This window comes from Lysobacter antibioticus, assembly GCF_001442535.1.
Taxonomy (GTDB): domain Bacteria; phylum Pseudomonadota; class Gammaproteobacteria; order Xanthomonadales; family Xanthomonadaceae; genus Lysobacter; species Lysobacter antibioticus.
Genome location: NZ_CP013141.1, coordinates 563,196 through 579,906 on the forward strand (window position 1 = coordinate 563,196; position 16,711 = coordinate 579,906).

At 67.1% G+C, this 16,711-nt stretch carries 18 protein-coding genes; 6 read left to right on the forward strand and 12 right to left on the reverse strand.

All coding sequences use genetic code 11. The features are described 5' to 3' along the window. Window positions 1-88 precede the first annotated feature (88 nt). The gene (gene grxD / locus GLA29479_RS02335; RefSeq protein WP_031370401.1) at window positions 89-409 is read right to left on the reverse strand and encodes a Grx4 family monothiol glutaredoxin; all 321 of its coding nucleotides are present in this window, start codon (window positions 407-409) and stop codon (window positions 89-91) included. Between the two features lie 191 nt (window positions 410-600). Here grxD and GLA29479_RS02340 point away from each other — a divergent pair, with 191 nt between their 5' ends. Next, a complete protein-coding gene (locus tag GLA29479_RS02340) occupies window positions 601-1,179 on the forward strand; it encodes a superoxide dismutase (RefSeq protein WP_057917359.1) in 579 nt (192 codons plus the stop codon). Window positions 1,180-1,271: 92 nt separating this feature from the next. On the opposite strand, the gene GLA29479_RS02345 is transcribed toward GLA29479_RS02340, so the two are convergent. From GLA29479_RS02345 to purE, 3 genes are read right to left on the reverse strand one after another with little or no spacing between them, the layout of a single operon-like run. After that, on the reverse strand, window positions 1,272-1,850 hold the full coding sequence (locus GLA29479_RS02345; RefSeq protein ID WP_057970663.1) for a hypothetical protein: 579 nt from the start codon (window positions 1,848-1,850) through the stop codon (window positions 1,272-1,274). Window positions 1,851-1,868: 18 nt separating this feature from the next. Beyond that, window positions 1,869-3,008 (reverse strand): 5-(carboxyamino)imidazole ribonucleotide synthase, encoded by a 1,140-nt coding sequence (locus GLA29479_RS02350; RefSeq protein ID WP_057970664.1) that lies wholly within the window; start codon window positions 3,006-3,008, stop codon window positions 1,869-1,871. Then, the gene (gene purE, locus GLA29479_RS02355; RefSeq protein WP_057917356.1) at window positions 3,005-3,523 is read right to left on the reverse strand and encodes a 5-(carboxyamino)imidazole ribonucleotide mutase; all 519 of its coding nucleotides are present in this window, start codon (window positions 3,521-3,523) and stop codon (window positions 3,005-3,007) included. Before purE ends, GLA29479_RS02350 begins: the two co-directional genes overlap by 4 nt. A gap of 64 nt (window positions 3,524-3,587) precedes the next feature. Between purE and GLA29479_RS02360 the strand changes: the two genes are divergently transcribed. From GLA29479_RS02360 to GLA29479_RS02370, 3 genes are read left to right on the forward strand one after another with little or no spacing between them, the layout of a single operon-like run. Continuing rightward, complete coding sequence (locus GLA29479_RS02360; RefSeq protein ID WP_057917355.1) at window positions 3,588-3,857, forward strand: Trm112 family protein; 270 nt, start codon at window positions 3,588-3,590, stop codon at window positions 3,855-3,857. Beyond that, a complete protein-coding gene (gene nadC, locus GLA29479_RS02365; RefSeq protein WP_057970665.1) occupies window positions 3,854-4,732 on the forward strand; it encodes a carboxylating nicotinate-nucleotide diphosphorylase in 879 nt (292 codons plus the stop codon). The genes GLA29479_RS02360 and nadC overlap by 4 nt, the downstream gene beginning before the upstream one ends. A gap of 40 nt (window positions 4,733-4,772) precedes the next feature. Then, the gene (locus GLA29479_RS02370; RefSeq protein WP_031370407.1) at window positions 4,773-5,096 is read left to right on the forward strand and encodes a DUF3301 domain-containing protein; all 324 of its coding nucleotides are present in this window, start codon (window positions 4,773-4,775) and stop codon (window positions 5,094-5,096) included. 185 nt (window positions 5,097-5,281) lie between these two features. Here GLA29479_RS02370 and GLA29479_RS02375 read toward each other — a convergent pair whose 3' ends face one another. The 6 genes from GLA29479_RS02375 to GLA29479_RS02400 all read right to left on the reverse strand — a co-directional run bounded on the left by GLA29479_RS02375 (window position 5,282) and on the right by GLA29479_RS02400 (window position 10,782). After that, a complete protein-coding gene (locus GLA29479_RS02375) occupies window positions 5,282-5,773 on the reverse strand; it encodes a ClpXP protease specificity-enhancing factor (protein WP_057917353.1) in 492 nt (163 codons plus the stop codon). Window positions 5,774-5,880: 107 nt separating this feature from the next. Then, on the reverse strand, window positions 5,881-6,516 hold the full coding sequence (locus GLA29479_RS02380; protein WP_031370409.1) for a glutathione S-transferase N-terminal domain-containing protein: 636 nt from the start codon (window positions 6,514-6,516) through the stop codon (window positions 5,881-5,883). Between the two features lie 175 nt (window positions 6,517-6,691). After that, a complete protein-coding gene (locus tag GLA29479_RS02385) occupies window positions 6,692-7,435 on the reverse strand; it encodes a cytochrome c1 (RefSeq protein ID WP_057970666.1) in 744 nt (247 codons plus the stop codon). 37 nt (window positions 7,436-7,472) lie between these two features. Then, the gene (locus GLA29479_RS02390; protein WP_031370411.1) at window positions 7,473-8,732 is read right to left on the reverse strand and encodes a cytochrome b; all 1,260 of its coding nucleotides are present in this window, start codon (window positions 8,730-8,732) and stop codon (window positions 7,473-7,475) included. Between the two features lie 3 nt (window positions 8,733-8,735). After that, entirely contained in the window at window positions 8,736-9,356 is a 621-nt protein-coding gene (gene petA, locus GLA29479_RS02395; protein WP_031370412.1) for a ubiquinol-cytochrome c reductase iron-sulfur subunit, read from the reverse strand. Window positions 9,357-9,771: 415 nt separating this feature from the next. Next, on the reverse strand, window positions 9,772-10,782 hold the full coding sequence (locus GLA29479_RS02400) for a lytic transglycosylase domain-containing protein (RefSeq protein WP_057970667.1): 1,011 nt from the start codon (window positions 10,780-10,782) through the stop codon (window positions 9,772-9,774). Between the two features lie 156 nt (window positions 10,783-10,938). Between GLA29479_RS02400 and miaB the strand changes: the two genes are divergently transcribed. Then, window positions 10,939-12,402: a tRNA (N6-isopentenyl adenosine(37)-C2)-methylthiotransferase MiaB gene (gene miaB / locus GLA29479_RS02405; protein ID WP_057970668.1), complete on the forward strand. Its 1,464-nt coding sequence runs from the start codon at window positions 10,939-10,941 to the stop codon at window positions 12,400-12,402. Between the two features lie 18 nt (window positions 12,403-12,420). Then, on the forward strand, window positions 12,421-12,915 hold the full coding sequence (locus GLA29479_RS02410) for a GNAT family N-acetyltransferase (protein ID WP_057970669.1): 495 nt from the start codon (window positions 12,421-12,423) through the stop codon (window positions 12,913-12,915). Between the two features lie 416 nt (window positions 12,916-13,331). Here GLA29479_RS02410 and GLA29479_RS02415 read toward each other — a convergent pair whose 3' ends face one another. Both GLA29479_RS02415 and GLA29479_RS02420 read right to left on the reverse strand, forming a co-directional pair. Continuing rightward, window positions 13,332-14,726, reverse strand: coding sequence for a DUF1501 domain-containing protein (locus tag GLA29479_RS02415; protein ID WP_057970670.1), 1,395 nt, complete (start codon window positions 14,724-14,726; stop codon window positions 13,332-13,334). A gap of 23 nt (window positions 14,727-14,749) precedes the next feature. After that, window positions 14,750-16,576, reverse strand: coding sequence for a DUF1800 domain-containing protein (locus GLA29479_RS02420; RefSeq protein WP_082638226.1), 1,827 nt, complete (start codon window positions 16,574-16,576; stop codon window positions 14,750-14,752). Between the last annotated feature and the right edge of the window lie 135 nt (window positions 16,577-16,711).

The following is a 16,711-nucleotide window of genomic DNA, read 5'->3' on the forward strand; positions in this document are numbered from 1 at the left end:
GCGCCGAGTCCGCCGGCCGCCCCGGTCACCAGCACGACGCGGCCGGCCAGGGCCTGCTGCGTCGCCGCGGTCGTGGCTGCCGTCGAACTCACTGCGCCTGGGTCTCGCTGATCATGCGCGCCAGTTCGCCGGACTCGTAGAGTTCCATGGTGATGTCGCAACCGCCGATCAGCTCGCCGTGGATGAAGAGCTGCGGGAAGGTCGGCCAGTTCGAGTAACGCGGCAGATTGGCGCGCACCTCCGGATCTTCGAGCACATTGACCGTATGCAGCGTGGTCGCGCCGGCGGCCTTGAGCGCCTGCACGGCACGGCTGGAGAAGCCGCACATCGGGAACTGCGCGGTGCCCTTCATGAACAACACGATCGGGTGGGCTTCGACCTCGGCCTGGATCCGTTCCATAACGGACATGGGTACTGCTCCTGCGATGGTTTGTTGCCGACTTTGACGGTTCAGCAACGAAACGTGGGGATAGAATATGAATTGTAAGCCTACATGGCGCCGCCGACGCGTCCGTCCGGGAATGGTTTCATGCCCGCAACGGACTGCCGCCCGCGGCGTCCCTGCTAGCCAGCCCCCCGAATTCTGCAAGGAGCCCGCCAATGGCCATCGAATTGCCCGCCCTGCCCTACGACCGCACCGCGCTCGAGCCCACCATCTCCGCCGAGACCATCGACTTCCACTACGGCAAGCACCACAAGGCCTACGTCGACAACCTCAACAAGATGATCGAGGGCACCGAGTTCGCCGCGCTGTCGCTGGAAGAGATCATCAAGAAGTCGCAGGGCGGCATGTTCAACAACGCCGCGCAGATCTGGAACCACACCTTCTACTGGAACTGCCTGTCGCCGAAGGGCGGCGGCGAGCCGACCGGCAAGCTGGCCGAGCTGATCAACAAGGCCTTCGGCGACTTCGCCAAGTTCAAGGAAGAGTTCACCAAGACCGCCGTCGGCACCTTCGGCTCCGGCTGGGGCTGGCTGGTGCAGCGTCCGGACGGTTCGCTCGCCCTGGTCAGCACGCCCAACGCGGCGACCCCGTTGACCGGCGAAGACACCGCCCTGCTGACCTGCGACGTCTGGGAGCACGCCTACTACATCGACTACCGCAACGCCCGCCCGAAGTACGTCGAGGCGTTCTGGAACCTGGTCAACTGGGACTTCGTCGCTTCCAACCTGAAGTAAGCGCAAGCCTCATCGCGATACCGAACGGCCGGGGAAACCCGGCCGTTTTCGTTGGCCGGCCGGACCGGCCCGCCCCGATCACAGGCCGCCGATCACATGCCGAGCGCCTCGCAAGCCGGGCCTTCATCGCGGTAGCGCCAGCGGAACGGAATGCCCAGCGACCCGGTGCGAAAACGGCATTCCACTGTTTCGCCCATCCGCAGCATTTCATAGTTCGCTCGGCTGGCCTGGACGGAAATGTCGCCGCGACCGGCCGAGTCGCGAAAGACCACGACCGGCGAACCGCCACCGCGGGTACCGGAAACGAACTTGTGTATCGCCGCTCCCCGATACGTCGCCCAGCCTTTCGCGCCGACCGCATTGGCCAGCAGCACATACGGCCCGGACATGAGTATCAGCACCCCGCAGGTGCCTATCGCGAGCACCGGGCCCTTCCAGCGCGACCTGCCGCTGCCCAGCAGCCAGTGCCAGTAGCGCGCCATGAAGCCGGCCACGATGATGGCCCATGGCAGCCATAGCCATCGCATGGCTTCGTCGAAGCCGGCGTTGAAGGGCGTCCAGAACAAGAACAGCGACGCTATGCCCAGCAGCATCCACAGCAGATACAAAGCGCCACCGTAGTGCGTCAGCAGGCGCGGCGGCCTGCGCTCGGGCCGATGGAACCAATTCATACCGCTCGGCCAGCCCGCTCAGGCCAGCCGTTCGATCACCGGCGCGACCTGATCGTTCCGTCCGAGCGCGGCACCGACCCGCTGCAGGGCCTGGGCGAGCTCGCCGGCGCTATCGGCGCGCAAGGTCGCGTGGCCGACCTTGCGACCCTCGCGCGAAGACTTGCCGTAATCGTGCCAATGCCCGCCGGCTTCGCTGAGCACCGGCCCGGCCTCGGGCATGACGCCGATCCAGTTGAGCATGCAGGCCATGCCGAGCATGCGCGTATCGCCCAAGGGCAGACCGAGCACGGCGCGCAGATGGTTCTGGAACTGCGAGGTCTCGCTGCCTTCGATGGTCCAGTGCCCGGAGTTGTGCACGCGCGGCGCCAGTTCGTTGGCGAGCAGCACGCCGTCGCGGCAGAACAACTCGAGCGCGAACACGCCGACGTAATCCAATGCCTCGGCGAGCTTGCGCGCATACGAGATCGCGGTCGCGGCGAGCGCTTCGTCGGTGCGCGCCGGCGCCAGGCTGGCCGACAGCACGCCGTCGACATGCCAGTTTTCGGTGATCGGCCAGGCGCGGAACTCGCCGTCGCGGCCGCGCACCGCGACCGCCGACAACTCGCGCTCGAAACGCACGAAACCTTCGAGAATCAGCCCGACCTTGTCGGCCTGCGGGCCGAGCGCGGCCCAGGCGGCGTCGGCATCGGCCGGCGTCTTGATGCGGAATTGACCCTTGCCGTCGTAACCCAGGCGCCGGGTCTTGAGGATGCACGGCGTGCCGATGGTCGCGATCGCCTGGTCGAGCGCGGCGCGGGTATCGATCGCGGCGAAATCCGGCACCGGGATATCGAGCTCGCGGAACAGGGTCTTTTCGGCCAGGCGGTCCTGGGCCACGGCCAGCGCGCGCGGGCTCGGGAACACCGGCCGGCGCTCGGCCAGCCAATGCGCGGACTCGGCCGGCACGTTCTCGAAATCGAACGTTGCCACGTCGATCTTCGAGGCGAATTCGTCGAGCGCGGCCTGATCGGTGTAATCGCCGACCACCATCGGCGCGAACTGGCCGGCGCAGGCGTCCGCGGCGCTGTCCAGCACCAGGAAACGCAGCCCGAGGGGCGCGCCGGAAAGCGCGAGCATGCGGGCCAGTTGCCCGCCTCCGAGAATGCCGACGGTGGTCATTGGCGCGGATCGTCGTTGGCGAGCACCTCGTCGGTCTGACGGGTGCGGAACGCAGTCAACGCCGCGCCGATCGCCGGATATTCCGTCGACAGCAGCGCTGCGGCGAACAAGGCCGCATTGGCGGCGCCGGCGTTGCCGATGGCGAAGGTCGCCACCGGAATGCCGGCCGGCATCTGCACGATCGAGAGCAGCGAATCCATGCCGTTGAGGGCCTTGGACTGCACCGGCACGCCGAGCACCGGCACCGCGGTCTTCGCCGCCAGCATGCCCGGCAGATGCGCCGCGCCGCCGGCGCCGGCGATGATCGCGCGCAGACCGCGCGCCGCCGCCGTGTCGGCGTATTCGAACAGCACGTCGGGCGTGCGGTGCGCCGAGACCACCCGGACCTCGTGCGGAACGCCGAGCGCTTCCAGCTTGGCGGCAGCGTGCTGCATCGTTTCCCAGTCAGAGCGCGAGCCCATGACGATGCCGACGAGCGCAGGAGGGGTGACGGGCGTTGCGGAAGCTGGAGACATGGGGCGTGCCTTGGCGCAAAGACGTATTCTAACGCCCTGTCCCGTCGTATCGGCACCGCACCGTATGGATCGCAAACTGCTCGACCTGCTCGTCTGCCCCTCCACGCGCCAACCCCTGTTCCCCCTCGAGAGCCGCGGCCTGCAGGCCCTGAACGCCGCCATCGGCGCCGGCGGCATCGTCCGCGGCAGCGGCGACGCCCAGTCCGAGCCCCTGCGCGAGGCCCTGGTGACCCGCGACCGCAAGACCGTCTACATCGTCGACGACGGCATTCCGCTGCTCGACGCCGAAAACGCTCTCGCCACGGCCCAGGTCGAAGGCTTCCCGGCCGCATGAGCGCGCCCGCCCGCGACCTCAGCCCGCCGCCGGCCGCCGAGATCGAGGCCGACGTCGCCGACGCCCTGGCCGAAGACCTCGGCAGCGGCGACGTCACCGCCGAGCTGCTGCCCGACATCGCCGACAGCGCCTATCTATTGTGCAAGGAAGACGCGGTCGTCTGCGGCCGCCCCTGGTTCGAGGCCTGCCATCGCGCCCTCGACCCGGACGTGCGCATCGACTGGCGCGTCGCCGAAGGCGAGCGCGTGAGCAAAGGCACCGTGCTCGCCCTGCTGCACGGCCGCGCCCGCGCCCTGGTCAGCGCCGAACGCGCCTCGCTCAATTTCATGCAGACCCTGTCGGGCACGGCCACGGTCACCGCGAGCTACGTCGAGGCGGTGCGAGGCACCGGCACGCGCATCCTCGACACCCGCAAGACCCTGCCCGGCCTGCGCCTGGCGCAGAAGTACGCGGTGCGCGTCGGCGGCGGCGTCAACCACCGCATCGGCCTGTACGACACGGTCATGCTCAAGGAAAACCACGTCCGCGCGGCCGGCTCGATCAGCGCCGCGATCGCCGACGCCCGCGCCAAGCACCCGCAGTTGCCGCTGATCGTCGAAGTCGAGTCGCTGGAGCAACTGCGCGAGGCGCTCGGCGCCGGCTGCGACCGCATCCTGATCGACGACTTCGATGCGCCCACCCGGCGCGAGGCCGTGCGCATCGCCCGTGGCGCGCCGTTCGACGGCCGCATCCCGCTGGAAGTCTCCGGCGGCGTCGACCTGGCCGGCCTGCGCGCGATCGCCGAGGACGGCGTCGACTGTATTTCCATCGGCGCACTGACCAAACATGTGCGCGCCATCGATCTTTCGTTGAAACTCGGGCCGCCGCCGGGCTGACCCCCTTGGCTTTGCCCCCGACCGCCGCCAGAACCCTGTCATGCCTACCCTGATCCTGTTGATGATCTTCGGCGCCGCCGCGTTCTCGTTCTGGAGCGCCGGCCGCGCCGCGGCCGAACGCGCCGAAACGGTCGGGCGCGACGCCTGCCTCAAGGCCGGCGTGCAGTGGCTGGACCAGAGCGTGCACGCGATCGGCCTGAAGCTGATCCGCCACGAGAGCGGCTGGCTCGGTTTCGAGCGCACCTTCCGTTTCGATTATTCGATCGACGGCGAAGACCGGCATGTCGGCCGGCTGATCCTGCGTGGCGAGCGCCTGATCGCCTTCAGCGGCCCGGTGACGCGGGCACCGACGCAGTTGCATTAAGCGCGGCCAACGCGCGGCGCAGGGCTTCAAGGGTAGGAGCGGCGCGAGCCGTGACCGCGAGGCCTCACCCACGGCGATACCGCCATGGCCTGTATGGATGCCGAGCTCGCCGGCTTGAGGATGGCCGCGCCGGCTTTCGAAATGGCGCAGTCGCGGCTCGCGCCGCTCCTACCCCAGAAACCGGCTTACTTGACGATGCGCAGATGTCCGCCGCGGCGCGGGCTCGGCGTCTGCGGGCCGCCGTCGTCGTCGCCTTCCGGCGCCGGGTCGTTCGGCACCGAGCTCAGCATCGGCGGCGCCGAATCGATTTCGTCATGGCCTTCGTCGAGCGCCGACTCTTCCATGCCCACGTCTTCCGGCAAGGCCATGCCCTGCCCGGTTTCGCGCGCATAGATCGCCAGCACTGCGCCGACCGGCACCGACACCGGATGGCTGACGCCCCCGAAGCGCGCGCTGAAGCGGATCAGGTCGTTGCCCATTTCCAGATGCGAGACCGCGCGGGCGGCGACGTTGAGGACGATCTTGCCGTCCTTGACCGCATGAGCCGGCACCTGCACCGACGGACGCGTCGCGTCGACGAGCAGATGCGGGGTCATGCCGTTATCGGCGATCCACTCGTACAGCGCCCGCAACAGGTAGGGGCGGTGGCTGGTCATCGGAGCACTGCTTTCGGTCATACGCACATTTTAGCGTCATGACGACGTGAACGACGAGGCCGTCCCGCGCGATTACGGCCCCGTCCGTCGCGTCCCCGGCGCGGACGCGACCCGCCCCCTGCTCCAGCTCAGGTCGGCATGTCGCGCAGCTTGCGTTCCTGGTCGGTCAGGCTGCGGGTGAAGCCGGGGTTGCGGAAGATGCGATTGCCGTAGTCCTCGATCGCCTTGCCGTCCTTCGGCATGGGCACGTCGAGCGAGGGCAGGCGCCAGATGATCGGCGCCATGGCGCAGTCGGCCAGGCTCATTTCGGGGTTCAGGAAGAACTTGCTGGCCTTGAACAGCGGCACCGACGCGGTCAGCAGTTCCTTCAGGCGCTTGCGCGCGGCTTCGGCCTGGGCCTTGTTGCCCATCTGGATGGCCTGGACCTGCGGCACCCAGTCGTGTTCCAGGCGCAGCATCGCCAGGCGCAGGCGCGCCCGCGACAGCGGGTCGACCGGCATCAGCGGCGGGTGCGGATAGCGCTCGTCGAGGTATTCGCTGACCACGCTGGCCGCGTACAGGACCAGATCGCGCTCGACCAGGGTCGGGACGGAGTGATACGGGTTGAGGTCGACGAGGTCTTCGGGCGGGTTCTGCGGGTCGACCGGTATCAGGTCGTAAGTGACGCCTTTCGCCGCCAGCACCAGCCGGACCCGATGGCACAGCACGCAGTCGGTGGACGAAAACAGAGTCAGGGCATTACGCATACGGGGGCTCGCCGCCATCATCGACCTCTCCAGCCACCGGAATCCGCCGGTCGCAAGACGCCCTCCACCCGCTGTGGAAAGTCGTCACGGCCTCGAGCCTGCCCCCTACCCCATGCGCGGCGGCGCCGGCTCCTGCCGTCGTCGTGCGCTAGCCCGCGCCTTTACCGGCGCGGGCCTCCCTGCGGGGATCGGATCAATGTTCCACGTCGCGCCAGTACTCGGTCTTCAACAGATACGCGATCAACGTGAACAACGCCAGGAACAGGATCACCCAAACGCCCAGACTCTGGCGCTTGAGCGCGGCCGGTTCGCCGGCGTACTCGAGGAATGTGGTGATATCGCGCGCCGCCGTCTTGAAGCCTTCGGCGTCGAGCTGGCCGGGCTGCGCGATCTTGAGGGCGTGCACCGGACGCTCGCCGGTGGCCTTGTCGAGTTCGCCGTACTCCGCATGCTGCAGACCCTGCAGTTCCCACAGCGGGTTCGGCATCGAGGCGTTCGGAAACAACTTGTTGTTCCAGCCCAGCGGACGGCTCTCGTCGAGGTAGAACGAGTTGAGGTAGGTGTAGATCCAGTCGCTGCCGCGCACGCGCGCGATCACGCTGAGGTCCGGCGGCATCTTGCCGAACCACTGGTTGGCGTGTTCGGCGGTCATGTTGACCTGGATCTGCTCGCCGAACTTGGCGCCGGTGAAGTTGAGGTTGTTCATGACCTCCGCTTCGCTCAGGCCCAGGTCCTCGGCGATGCGCGAATAGCGCAGGTATTTCAGCGAATGACAGCCCGAGCAGTAGTTCATGTACAGCTGGGCGCCGCGCTGCAACGACGCGCGGTCGTTGAGGTCGGTACCCGACTGCATCAGGTCGCCGCCGCCGGAGGCGAAGGCGGTCGCCGACACGAGCAGGCCGGCGGCAAAGGTGGCGAGCTTCTTCACGATACGCATCTTATGGAAGGGCCGGCTGTGATCAATCGAGCTCAGGTTAGTCATGCATCTTCACCCGTTCCGGCACCGGCTTGGTCTTGTCGAGCTTGGTCCACAGCGGCATGGTGATGAAGAAGGCGAAGTACAGGAAGGTCAGCACGCGGCCGATGATGGTCTCGACCGGGTCGGTACCCGGGCCGGCGCCGATCTTGCCGAGCCACAGGAAGCACACCGCCAGCACCGCCAGCGCGAGCTTGCTCATCCAGCCGCGGAAGCGCACCGACTTGACCTTGCTGCGGTCCAGCCACGGCACCAGGAACAACACCGCGATCGCGCCGAACATGACCAGCACGCCGGAAAGCTTGTGCGGGATCACGCGCAACATCGCGTAGTACGGCGTGTAGTACCAGACCGGCTTGATGTGCTCCGGCGTCACCAGTCGATTGGCTTCGCTGAAGTTGTCGTGCTCGAGGAACCAGCCGCCGAACGCCGGGGCGAAGAAGATGATGAACGCGGCGATGATCAGGAAGAAGCCGACGCCCACCAGGTCCTTGACCGTGTAATACGGGTGGAACGGGATGCTGTCGAGCGGCTTGCTGGCATCCCAGCGGTTGCCCTTCGGGCCCTTCTTGATGTCGACGCCGTCGGGGTTGTTGGAACCCACTTCGTGCAGCGCGCCCAGATGCAGCACGACCAGCAGCAACAGCACCAGCGGCAGCGCGATCACATGCAGGGCGAAGAAGCGGTTGAGGGTGGCGTCGCCGGGCAGGTAGTCGCCCATGATCCACTCGGTCAGGCCGTTGCCGATCACCGGGATCGCGCCGAACAGCGAGATGATGACCTTGGCACCCCAGAACGACATCTGGCCCCACGGCAGCACGTAGCCCATGAAGGCTTCGGCCATCAGCACCAGGTAGATCAGCATGCCGAGGATCCACACCAGCTCGCGCGGCTTCTGGTACGAGCCGTACAGCAGGCCGCGGAACATGTGCAGGTAGACGACGATGAAGAACAACGACGCGCCGGTGCTGTGCATGTAGCGGATCAGCCAGCCCCACTCCACGTCGCGCATGATGTATTCGACCGACGAGAACGCTTCGGCCGCGGACGGCTTGAAGTGCATCGTCAGGAAGATGCCGGTGACGATCTGGTTGACCAGCACCAGCAGCGCGAGCGAGCCGAAGTAGTACCAGAGGTTGAAGTTCTTCGGCGCGTAGTACTCGGTCATGTGCTTGCGATAGAACGGCATCATGCCGGGCGCGCGAGCGGTGACCCAATCGAAGACGTTGTTGGCGGTGCGGGTAATGACGTTGGACATGACTTACGCCGCTCCCTTCGGATCAACACCGATGACGATGGTGTTGTCGTTTTCGTAGTAGTGCGGAGGCACCAGCAGGTTGGTCGGGGCCGGTACGCCCTCGAACACGCGACCGGCCATGTCGAAACGCGACTTGTGGCAGGGGCAGAAATAGCCGCCCTTCCACTCCGGGTCGAACGCCTCGGGCCGGATCTCGGCCTTCATTTCCGGCGAGCAGCCCAGGTGGGTGCACAGGCCCACCAGCACCGAGATCTCGGGCTTGAGCGAGCGCAGTTCCGGGCTCTTCTCGCGCACGTAGGCCGGCTGCTGGTCGACGTTCTCGGACTTGGGGTCGCGCAGGCGCCCGTCGAGGGTCGGCAGGATGTCGAGAATGGCCTTGGAACGCTTGACGATCCAGATCGGCTGACCGCGCCATTCCATGACCAGGCGCTGGCCTTCGGTGAGGGCGCTGATATCGGCAGTCACCGGAGCGCCGGCGAGCTTGGCGCGCGCGCTGGGGTTCCAGGACTTGATGAAAGGCACCGCGGCAAAGCCGGCGCCCACGGCACCGACCACTGCTGTGGTCGCCGTCAGGAACCGACGTCGGCCCGTGTTGATAGGATCGTTGACCCCTTGGTTGGCCATCCGGCACTCCGCAAAGCTGCAATTCGAAGTTACGCCGCACCGACTGGCGCCAAAGGCGACCACATACCACTGGCGGAAGGCTGGCGGCTCAAAAGACGGGGAAGTGTAGCGGAAGCGTTAAGCGCCCGACAATCCGCCATGACCGCGGAACGAGGATCAGCGCACGCCTGGAGGCGCCGAATGCCGCTGCGACGGCCTCGCCGGCGCCATTCGGAGGCCGAAAACACCCTCTGCGAGGCCGACACGAAGCCGCGGCCGCGCCGGAACGGTGCGCAACGGCAAGCCCGCCGCAGGCTGCGAACGCACGACGACGGCGAGGCCAGCCACGCTGCGGATGAACTCGCTGCGCTGCGGCTAAGGCGGCTGCGAATGAGCCGGGGAGATGTCGGTTGCGCCGAGGGTTCGGCGCGAGGGTTCAGCGCGCGACGGTCGCGGCCGACCGGTAGCGCTCGGCGAGCACGGCCACGCGCTGTACGTAGCGCTGGGTCTCGTTGTAGGGCGGCACGCCCTTGTACTTGTCGACCGCGCCTTCGCCGGCGTTATAGCCGGCCGCGGCCAAGGTCAGGTTGCCGTTGAAGCGCTTGAGCAGCCAGGCCAGGTACTGCACGCCGCCCTGGATGTTCTGGCCGGCATCGAAGGCGTTGCCGACCCCGAACCGGCGCGCGGTCGCCGGCATCAGTTGCATCAGCCCCTGCGCGCCGACCCGCGACATGGCATTGGGGTTGTAGGCCGATTCGGCGTGGATGATCGCCCGCACGATCGCCTCTTCGACCCCGTGCTGGCGCGCCGCCGCCGCGATCTCGGCCGAGAACGCCTCGGTGTTCAGGCGCAGGGTGCCGAAGTTGACGCCGGGCCGCGCCGCGCAGGCGAAGCAGCTCTCGATGAAGCTGTAGCGGATGGTCCGCACCGACGAGGCGTTGGCCAGGCCCTTGGGCCGCTTGCTCGTGTAGTGGCGGACGCCGTCCTTGATATAGGAATAGACCTGCCCCTGCACCAACCGGGTCGGCGCCGCCTGCGGGGCCGCCGGCACCGCGACCACCGGGGCGATGGCATTGGACGCGACCTGGCCCGGCTCGGCCTTACCCGGCGCGAACGCGGCCGGCCTGAGCCCGGCCGCGGCCATGGTCGCAGCCGCGCCGCTGTAGGTGGCCGGCGGGTTGTTGTGGATCGAGGCGGGGGCCGAAGTCGCGCTGCCGGAACCGACTCCCCCCATCGCCGGCGGCGCATACGACACTGGGGTCGGGTTGCGCGGGCGGTTGGGACGGTTGATGTACTGGCCGGCGACCACACAGCTCGCGCCCTTGACCTTCTTGCTGACGTAGCTGCGCTCGCCCGAGGCGCTTTCGCAGCGGTAAACGGTTCCGGCCACGGCCGGCGCAATGGCCAGCAGGCATACGGTCCCCAGCAGCAGTGAGCTCCCCCTCATGGGCGGGAGTGTCCTCTGCCGAGCCGGCGCTGCCAAGTCCTTGATACAGAAACGTGACGCCCGGCGCGGCTCGGACCCGCGAAAGCCGGCTTGGGGCTAAACTGGCGCCCCTTCCGGCGCGGATTAACCGCCGCCCTTCCCGGACCCGGACTACCCATGACCGACCTGCATCCCCTGCCCACGGCTCCGGCCGCCGGGTCAGCTTCCCCGCCCGCCACCGGCGCGCCGGGAGCGAAAAAGCTGTTCATCGAGACCCACGGTTGCCAGATGAACGAGTACGACTCGGCCAAGATGGCCGACGTACTCGCCGCCAGCGACGGCCTCGAACTGACCCAGGACGTGAGCGAAGCCGACGTCATCCTGATCAACACCTGCTCGATCCGCGAGAAGGCGCAGGAAAAGGTGTTCAGCCGGCTCGGCCGCTGGAAGCAGCACAAGCAGGGCGGCCGCCCGGTCATCATCGGGGTCGGCGGCTGCGTGGCGTCGCAGGAAGGCGCGGCGATCGTCAAGCGCGCGCCCTACGTCGACCTGGTGTTCGGCCCGCAGACCCTGCACCGCCTGCCCGAGATGATCCGCGCCAAGCGCGAGACCGGCCTGCCGCAGGTCGACATCAGCTTCCCCGAGATCGAGAAGTTCGACCGCCTGCCCGAGCCGCGCGCCGAAGGCCCGAGCGCCTTCGTCTCGATCATGGAAGGCTGCAGCAAGTACTGTTCGTTCTGCGTGGTGCCCTACACCCGCGGCGAAGAAGTCAGCCGCCCGTTCGAAGACGTGCTGGTCGAGGTGGCGCAGTTGGCCGCCCAGGGCGTGCGCGAGATCAACCTGCTCGGCCAGAACGTCAACGCCTATCGCGGGCCGATCGCTGGCGAGAGCGGGGGCGGCGAAGACGGCGCCGGCCACGACCGCGCCGAGCCGGAAGTCGCCGACCTCGGCCTGCTGATCCGCACCATCGCCGAAATCGACGGCATCGACCGCATCCGCTTCACCACCTCGCATCCGCTGGAGTTCAGCGATTCGCTGATCGAGGCCTATCGCGACGTACCGCAGCTGGCCAATTACCTGCATCTGCCGGTGCAGGCCGGCAGCGACCGCATCCTGGCAGCGATGAAGCGCGGCTACACCGCGCTGGAATTCAAGCAGAAGATCCGCAAGCTGCGCGCCGTGCGTCCGGACATCTCGGTGTCCTCGGACTTCATCGTCGGCTTCCCCGGCGAGACCGAAGCCGACTTCGACAAGACCATGAAGCTGATCGAGGACGTCGGTTTCGACCAGTCCTTCTCCTTCATCTATTCGCGCCGCCCCGGCACCCCCGCGGCCGATCTCGAAGACAGCGTCGGCGACGCCGAAAAGCATGCGCGCCTGACCCGCCTGCAGGCCGCGATCAACGCCAACGCCATGCGCATTTCCGAGGCCATGGTCGGCAGCGTCCAGCGCGTGCTGGTCGAAGGCCCCTCGCGCCGCGACCCGAACGAGCTGACCGGCAAGACCGAGAACATGCGTTCGGTGAACTTCGCCGCGCCGGCGCGCCTGATCGGCGGCTTCGTCGACGTGCTGATCACCGAGGCCATGGCCAACTCGCTGCGCGGCCGTGTCGTCGTGGACGACGGCCGAGCCGCCGCCTGACCCCGCAACGGAGCCCGCATGGACCGCGACTTCATCATCCGAGAACTGGCCGCCGAGGAATTCGAACGCGTCTGGCCGATCTTCCGCGAAGTGCTCGCGCGCGGCGAAAGCTACAACTACCCGGCCGAGCTCTCGATGGAGCGCGCCCAGGAGATGTGGACCTCGCCGCCCTACCGCACCTTCATCGCCGAGGCCGACGGCGAGACCCTGGGCTGCTACAAGCTCGGCCCCAACCAGCCCGGCCGCGGCGATCACATCGCCAACGCCAGCTACATGGTCGCCGAGCGCGCCTGGGGCCAGGGCGTCGGCTCGGCGCTGTGCGCGCATTCGCTGGAGCAGGCGCGCGAAGCCGGTTTCGCGGCGATGCAGTTCAACTACGTGGTCAGCAGCAACGCCGCCGCCGTGCACCTGTGGCTCAAGCACGGCTTCGAGATCGTCGGCCGCGTGCCCAACGCCTTCCGCCATGTCTCGCTGGGCCTGGTCGACGTATTCGTGATGCATCGGCCGTTGTGAGACGGGGATTGGTTGAAGCGGGAATGGGGAATGGGGAATCGTAAGAGCGGTGGCGGGTCGCAGCGCTGACGCGGTGCGCGCCTTGCTTGTCCCCCTCTGATCGCGCTCTTACTCGCCCATCGCGCCTTCCCGCTCATCGCGTCCTGCCCGCGCTTGGCTGCTTCGTCGAGCGCTTGGCCTTCCGCCTCGCCGCGTCCCTGCCTGCCGTCGTTCCCGCGAAGGCGGGAATCCAGGGCCTTTCGTGCGAGAACGCTCGAGGTCTGCAGATACGCACCTTCGGAAACGACATACCGGAGCGAAGACACTGAAAGCGCTCTCCCGCGGACATTCGCCTCCGCCGTAGTAAAACGGAGCACGCTCTTACGGCCATCACATGGGTCGGCGGCGTACGACTCCGCGCGCGCCGCGCCGGCCAGCTAAGCCATAAATCCGAGATTGCGCGAGTTGAAATTGCCCAGATTCGGGAAGATCAAATCCAACTCGCTGTCGCCCACCCCGAACCACCGCGCCAGGGTCGCCCCGTACTGATCCACCGAGGTGGTCGGAATGATCTGGCCCCAACCGGCGTCGTCGTCGCCGCCGTTGATCAGGGTCGGCATGGCGCCGAAGAATCGCCCGCCGCGCACCGCGCCGCCGACGACGAAGTGATGACCGCCCCAGCCGTGATCGGAGCCGTCGCCGTTGGACGACAAGGTACGGCCGAAATCCGAGGCGGTGAACGCGGTGACCTTGTCGGCCACGCCGAGTTCGCCGGTGGCCGCGTGGAAAGCGGTCATCGCCTGCGACAGCCGCGCCAGCAAGCCCGGCTGATCGCCGAGCAGGCTGTCGTGGTGGTCGAATCCGCCCATCGACACGAAAAACACCTGCCGCTTCAGCCCCAACACCTCGCGCACCTTGATCAGCCGCGCCACCATCTGCAACTGGTTGCCCAGGTCGGATTCGGGAAACGCAGTCTGCAACGGCGCCGAGGCCTCCAGCGCCATCGCCACCGCCGAGGCGTTCTCCCTCGCGCGGCGGAACGCGCCGGCGTAACTGCGCCCGAACACGTGCGATTGCGCGCCCGGCGCCATCAACTGCAGAAAAGCCCGGCGGCTGTCTTCGTCCCACTCGAAACGGCTGAACTGGCGCGGACCGTCGTTGCCGATCACGTACTGGCTGGACTGGCTCGCGCGCTGCAGGATGCTTTCGGTGTTCAGCGATACCGACATCGGAATGTAGGCGTCGGGATTGGCGTCGCGCAGCAGGTCGGCGATATGCCCGGCCCACCCGTAGCCGCGACCCTCGCCAGTACGCGAGACCTGCCAGTACTGTTGCTGGTCGTTGTGCGAGAACAATTGCGGCGGCAATTCGACCGTGTGATTGAGGTAGTCGGCCTTGCTGGTCGGCCGGATCAGGGTGCCGACATTGCCCAGCACCGCCGCCTGCCCGCTGTTGAACAAGCCTTGCAGGCCGCCCATGCCGACCAAGTCCTGATCGGTAGTGCAGGCCTGCAAACCGTACTCGGCGCCGTCCGAAGCGCCGCCGCCGGCTTGCGCGACCAAGGGCAGCAGTCGGTTCTGTTCGACCGCCAGGGTAGCGCGCGCGGTCCGGTACTGCCGATAGTGAGCGTCGTCGCGCGGCACGATCATGTTCAACGAATCGTTGCCGCCGAACAGGAACACGCAGACCAAGGCCTTGTAATCGTCGAAGCGCGACGGCCCGTAGGCGTTGGCGGCCGCCTGCGCCAGACGCAGGTTGCCGAGCGCGGAGTACAGGCCGGCGCCGCCGAGCGCGGCGCAGATCGTGTTGCTCAAGAATTGCCGACGTTTCATGGATGCTCTCTCCGTATTCCTGCTTACTTCTGCACGATGTAATCGGGCGAGTTGGCGATGATGTACAGCGCCTCCTGCACCCGCAGGCGCTTGGCCGCGGTGGTATTGGCCGGCATGCCGGTCAGCCGTTCGGTCAGCACTTGCTTCATCGGCTCGGTCATCTGCCCGGACAGGAACAACGCGTCGTAACGCGCGATCAACGCAGGAATGTTGCCCGCCAGCGCGACCTCCGCGCTGAGGTCGATCGCCACCTCGTCGTTGCCGATGCCTTCCGGATTGCCGAGGTAGGCCTCGAAGATCTTCCTCATCAGATAGCTTTCGTTGGCCGGCATCATGTAGTCGGTCGCCAACTGCAGTTCCGGCGCCACCAGCCCCAGGCTCTGCGGCTCGCCATTGGGGGAGTAGCGAGGGCTGAAGAAGTTGAACACCGACGGCGCATACATCGGCACCTGGCCGAGGTAGTTGTCGACGCTCCAGAACTCTTCGGTGTGCCCGCTCTTGGACTTGCCCTTGAGCGCGCGCCACAGATGGGTCAGACGCAGGATCGGCTCGCGCACCTTGCCGAAATGCGCAGGCTGCGCGGCCGGATCGCGCGCTTCGGGATCGAGCAGGATCGCGCCGACCACCGCGCGCAAATCGCCGCGCACGCCCTGGCCGTTGTCGTTGAACGCCGCGGCGACGCGGCCGACGTAGGCCGGGCTGGGATTGCTGGTCACCAGCCGCTGAATCAACTGCTTGCCGATGAACGGCCCGACGTTGGGATGGTTGAAGATATTGTCCAGCGCCGCGGCCAGATCGCCCCGGCCGCTGCCGCCGGCGGCGAGCTTGCCGCCCGGCAGACTCACGCCCGGATACAGCAGCAATTGCTTTTCTTGCGCCGAGGCGTGATACGCCGCATGGCTTTCCATCGGCGACACCCAGGCCGGCGCGTCGACCTCGTAGAAATAGCAATCGAACGAGCCTTCGGCCTGACAGCCCTTGAAGGTCCAGCCGGTGAATACGTGGGCGAACCCCCTGACGGTGTCCTGGCCGTAGGTCGGGATCGGCTGCTGTTGCGCGTCGAGCAGCGGCGTGCCGTCCTGCTTGAGCTGGACCAGGCCGACGCTGAACAGCTGCATCACTTCGCGGGCGAAGTTCTCGTCGGGACGGATGTTGTTGACCGGATCGGGCTTGCGGTTCTGCAGCATCGACAGATAGATGCCCATCACCGGGTGCAGGGTCACATCCTCGAGCAAGGTGCGGTAGTTGCCGAACGCGTCGCGGGCCAAGGTGTCGTAGTAATGGCTCATCCCGTACGAGGCGTGGTAGAGCGGATCGGAACTCGCGTCGGACACCACCATGATCTGGCTGAGCGCGAACGCCACCCGCTGGCGCAGTTGATCGCGGTGCACGATCAGGGTCGGCTTGATCGGGTCTTTGCCGCCCACGGCGTTGACGAACCACGCGTCCAGCCGCCAGTCGCGGCTGAAGTCGTCGGGCCTGCGCGCGCGGGCGTTCTTGAGGAACGTCAGTTGCGAAGACACCGGGAACCCGATCTGCTCGTTGATCCAGGCGGTGTAGCCGATCTGCTTGAGACGGTCGATGTCCTCGCGGGTCGGCCCGAACGTGGCTTGGGCGAGGAAGCGCGCGGCTTCGCCGTCGGTGGCGGGAATGTCGGCGAACCGCGCCGCGGGCGCGGCGCCGATCGCGCCGCGATCAGCGCGCAGCAGCAGCGGATCCGGGGCACCGGGATACGGCCCGCCGTAGTCGGGCGTCGGCGTGACGCCGCGCAGGGCGATCAAGATTCCCAACGCTAGCAACAGGCGCGACGATGCGCCCATCCGCGCTGCGCGCAGAAGTGTCGATTTCATTGCAGGCCCCCGAGGCTGGCTATTCGGGAGCGATGCTAGGGCCGGCACAGGCGATAAAGTTTGATTGCCAACACGCTTCCAATTGGAATCACGGTGAAATCCGGATTGACAATCACGGAATTACGACTCCGCTAC

Coding starts and splice junctions, on each gene's coding strand:
- grxD (WP_031370401.1), bottom strand. CDS start 409: ATGTCCGTTATGGAACGGATCCAGGCCGAGGTCGAAGCCCACCCGATC.
- GLA29479_RS02340 (WP_057917359.1), top strand. CDS start 601: ATGGCCATCGAATTGCCCGCCCTGCCCTACGACCGCACCGCGCTCGAG.
- GLA29479_RS02345 (WP_057970663.1), bottom strand. CDS start 1,850: ATGAATTGGTTCCATCGGCCCGAGCGCAGGCCGCCGCGCCTGCTGACG.
- GLA29479_RS02350 (WP_057970664.1), bottom strand. CDS start 3,008: ATGACCACCGTCGGCATTCTCGGAGGCGGGCAACTGGCCCGCATGCTC.
- purE (WP_057917356.1), bottom strand. CDS start 3,523: ATGTCTCCAGCTTCCGCAACGCCCGTCACCCCTCCTGCGCTCGTCGGC.
- GLA29479_RS02360 (WP_057917355.1), top strand. CDS start 3,588: ATGGATCGCAAACTGCTCGACCTGCTCGTCTGCCCCTCCACGCGCCAA.
- nadC (WP_057970665.1), top strand. CDS start 3,854: ATGAGCGCGCCCGCCCGCGACCTCAGCCCGCCGCCGGCCGCCGAGATC.
- GLA29479_RS02370 (WP_031370407.1), top strand. CDS start 4,773: ATGCCTACCCTGATCCTGTTGATGATCTTCGGCGCCGCCGCGTTCTCG.
- GLA29479_RS02375 (WP_057917353.1), bottom strand. CDS start 5,773: ATGACCGAAAGCAGTGCTCCGATGACCAGCCACCGCCCCTACCTGTTG.
- GLA29479_RS02380 (WP_031370409.1), bottom strand. CDS start 6,516: ATGGCGGCGAGCCCCCGTATGCGTAATGCCCTGACTCTGTTTTCGTCC.
- GLA29479_RS02385 (WP_057970666.1), bottom strand. CDS start 7,435: ATGCGTATCGTGAAGAAGCTCGCCACCTTTGCCGCCGGCCTGCTCGTG.
- GLA29479_RS02390 (WP_031370411.1), bottom strand. CDS start 8,732: ATGTCCAACGTCATTACCCGCACCGCCAACAACGTCTTCGATTGGGTC.
- petA (WP_031370412.1), bottom strand. CDS start 9,356: ATGGCCAACCAAGGGGTCAACGATCCTATCAACACGGGCCGACGTCGG.
- GLA29479_RS02400 (WP_057970667.1), bottom strand. CDS start 10,782: ATGAGGGGGAGCTCACTGCTGCTGGGGACCGTATGCCTGCTGGCCATT.
- miaB (WP_057970668.1), top strand. CDS start 10,939: ATGACCGACCTGCATCCCCTGCCCACGGCTCCGGCCGCCGGGTCAGCT.
- GLA29479_RS02410 (WP_057970669.1), top strand. CDS start 12,421: ATGGACCGCGACTTCATCATCCGAGAACTGGCCGCCGAGGAATTCGAA.
- GLA29479_RS02415 (WP_057970670.1), bottom strand. CDS start 14,726: ATGAAACGTCGGCAATTCTTGAGCAACACGATCTGCGCCGCGCTCGGC.
- GLA29479_RS02420 (WP_082638226.1), bottom strand. CDS start 16,576: ATGAAATCGACACTTCTGCGCGCAGCGCGGATGGGCGCATCGTCGCGC.